3 protein-coding genes are annotated in these 3,550 nt (G+C 51.2%); all 3 read left to right on the top strand.

Annotated features, from left to right (window positions below; translation table 11 throughout):
- Positions 1-341 precede the first annotated feature (341 nt).
- Entirely contained in the window at positions 342-1,556 is a 1,215-nt protein-coding gene (locus tag KDK18_RS09050) for an aspartate aminotransferase family protein (protein WP_257254578.1), read from the top strand.
- Between the two features lie 241 nt (positions 1,557-1,797).
- Positions 1,798-3,060 (top strand): hydrolase, encoded by a 1,263-nt coding sequence (locus tag KDK18_RS09045; protein WP_257254577.1) that lies wholly within the window; start codon positions 1,798-1,800, stop codon positions 3,058-3,060.
- The coding region (locus KDK18_RS09040) for an arginine N-succinyltransferase (protein WP_257254576.1) at positions 3,057-3,550 on the top strand (494 nt) is incomplete at its 3' end. The genes KDK18_RS09045 and KDK18_RS09040, both read left to right, overlap by 4 nt.

The following is a 3,550-nucleotide window of genomic DNA, read 5'->3' as shown; positions in this document are numbered from 1 at the left end:
TTAGCCAACAGTCCGGGCAGGTCTCTCTGAATCATAAATCCCAGGTGATTTTTTTCCTTGGCATACCCCCAGGCTTTTTCTTCTGTGTATTCCATAAGCTGATATCACTGTGAAGCGAACTTAAGGATGAAAAATAGCAGAACGCTTCAGAAAAAATTTTCTCAGTAAAACGGTTCTCAGAGAAAACTCCGGGTCGACTGGTGTAAACTCTTTGCTCCGGCTTTGATCTATAGTTGGGAGTCAAACAGCTAAATCAGCCATGATCGAAAGCAGCGCTTGTCACTCGATACTGTGTTGAAGAGCGCTCACTATAAAAAAACCATGTGCCCCGAGGACAAAAAATGACCGAATACTCCGTTAACAGAGCGACCTTCGACGACGTCATGGTGCCTAACTATGCACCACAGGCGATCATCCCCGTTCGCGGAAAAGGTTCTCGAGTCTGGGATCAGGAAGGCCGTGAATACGTCGATTTCGCAGGAGGTATTGCTGTTAATGCCCTCGGCCACTGCCACCCTCAACTGGTCAGGGCCCTCAAGGCACAGAGTGACAAACTCTGGCATCTGAGTAATGTCTATACCAACGAGCCTGCTCTGGCTCTGGCCCAACGCCTGACCGAGATCTCCTTTGCCGATAAAGTCTTCTTCTGTAACTCAGGTACAGAAGCCAACGAAGCTGCTTTCAAACTGGCCAGGAAGTATTCTTTTGATCATGTTGGCCCCGAAAAACATGAGATCATATCCTTCAAAAGCTCCTTCCACGGTCGCAGTCTGTTTGCCGTAACAGTGGGTGGTCAGCCGAGTTACTGTGAAGGTTACGCACCAGTTCCGGGCGGTGTGACTCACCTGCCTTACAATGACCTGGATGCCCTGAAAGCGGCAATTTCCGGGAAGACCTGTGCAGTCGTTCTGGAACCCATCCAGGGTGAAGGTGGCGTGATTCCGGCAGATCCTGAGTTCCTGAAGGGCGTTAGGGCACTGTGTGATGAATACAAAGCCCTGATGGTTTTGGATGAAGTGCAAACCGGTGTAGGCCGTACCGGTGAGTTTTATGCCTACATGTCCACCGGCGTCATCCCAGACATTCTGACCACAGCCAAATCCCTCGGCGGCGGCTTCCCGGTGGGCGCCATGCTAACCACCGACGAAGTCGCCAAAAGCTTTGGCTTTGGCAGCCACGGCAGCACCTATGGGGGGAACCCACTGGCCTGCGCAGTGGCTCTCGAAGCCATCAACCTGATCCACAACGATCAGGTTCTGGCCAATGTCAGCAGTAAGCATGAACTGTTCCGAAGTGAGCTGGAACGCATTAACCAAACTTTTGGCATCTTTAAGGAAGTTCGTGGCAAAGGCATGCTGATTGGTGCCGAGCTGATCGAAGACTGGCACGGTAAAGGCAAGGATTTTCTCGCGGCCGCTGCAGAAGAAGGTCTGATGATGCTGGTAGCTGGCCCCAATGTTCTCAGAATGGCACCGTCACTGATCATTCCGGACGAAGATATCCGTGAGGGTATGGCAGCTCTGGAACGGGCAGTGGCCAAGGTAGTCAATCCATAATGAATGACTGCACCGGCCTCGTGTTACTGGCCGGTGTCACAACCCCAAACTGTCCGTATCAGAATACTTCCTGTCGCAAAATCAAGAGCGATCATGCTCGTCAGTTCGTATACTGAAACAGCTGCAGGCTCAGAAACAGCCTTGAGCTCAGAAAAAATAGCCAAACCAAAACAAATATCAGAAGGGAATGCCGGTTTATAGTGCGTTCCAACAAAAACCATCTTTGAAAAAATGGTGTTTCATGTCCGACCTTCTTGCCCCGCTCCAATCCCAGTTAACCCGTCTGGACAACCTTCAGGCCGAAATGCTTGAGCACACCATTGAACTGGCTGAAATCAACTCCGGTAGTCTCAATGCCACAGGGGTTAACCAGGTCATGGAGCGGCTCAGACGGATGACAGCATCCCTGGGTGGAGAACAAGAAGTCATTGATCTGGCACCTTATGAAGTAATTAACAATCAGGGAGAATTGGTTCAACACGAGTTAGGCAAGGCTTTGAGAGTCCGCAAACGCCCCGAGGCTCCGCTTAAGGTTTTACTGTGCGGCCATATGGACACTGTATTCCCCAAAGACAGCTCTTTCCAAAAGGTTGTCCAACTTGATGAAGATACCATCAATGGTCCGGGTGTCACCGACTTGAAAGGCGGCATCATTGTGATGCTGAATGCGCTTAAAATACTGGAAGCAAGCCCCTGGGCAGATCAAATCGGCTGGGAAATCCTGTTCAACCCCGATGAAGAAATTGGCTCACCGGGTTCTGCCGCCTTGATAAAAGACGCCGCCAGCCGTGTAGACCTTGGCATGATTTACGAGCCTTGCTTCCCTGATGGCAGCTTCGCTGGTCAACGCAAGGGCAGCGGAAACTTTACCGCCGTCTGTTATGGCAAAGCGGCTCATGCTGGCAGGGAACATCATCTGGGAAGAAATGCTATACGTGCTCTGTGCGACTTTGTCTCTGCCATGGACGACCTGAATGGCAAACGTGAAGGTGTCACGTTTAATCCCGGCTATATTCACGGTGGCGGCCCAACCAATATTGTTCCGGACAAATGCATAAGCCGTTTCAATATTCGCCTTGAGAAACCGGAAGATGAAGACTGGTGCCTGCGGGAACTGCAAATGATCGTGAATGAGATCAGCAGTCGCAATGGCATCCGTCTGGAGCTCCACGGCGGCTTCAGCAGAAAACCCAAACTACTCTCCCCTGCCAACCAGCAACTGTTAGAGCTGGCCAGACAGTGTGGTCATGCACTGGGACTGACCATTGATGTAAAACCCACCGGCGGCTGCTGTGATGGCAATAACCTGGCCTCAGCAGGCATTCCCAATATCGATACTCTGGGCGTTCAGGGTGGACATATTCACAGTGAACAGGAGTACCTGAAAATCAGCAGTCTGGTGCCCAGGGCCAAATTGAGTGCGGCCCTACTGCTTACACTGGCCCGCAATGAAGCTCTGGGTAGCGGAAACGCCTGGCTGAAGAGCAAAGAGGCGCGGCAATGAAAGTCGTCAGACCTATAGAATATCGAGACCTTAGTGCCCTGGAAGCACTCGCCAGCAGTGCCCGAGACTCAATGACGACCCTGCCTGCAAACCGTGATCATCTGGCAGAACTGATTTGCAAAACCCACGACTCACTCAGTCAAAACGTCGAGAGTGCCCGAGAAGAGAGCTACCACTTTGTACTGGAAGATCTGGACAGCGGTGAGATTCTTGGCATATCCGGCATTATTGCCACAGTGGGCCTTTCTGTTCCTTTCTATAACTTTCGTGTTGATGAAGACGTTCATGCATCCGAAACCTTAAATACCATTAACCGGATGACCGTCTTAAAGCTCTGTCAGGATTACACAGGCTACTCCAGCCTCTGCACTCTCTTCATCTCTCAAAAACACGACAGCTGGTCTAACCTTCAGTTGCTGAGCCGGGCGAGACTGCTGTTCATGGCGGAACATCGTGATCGGTTTGCTGACCGTATTCTGGCAGAGATTCA

The organism is Endozoicomonas sp. SESOKO3 (assembly GCF_024606255.1).
This window is presented reverse-complemented; position numbering and strand designations above follow the sequence as displayed.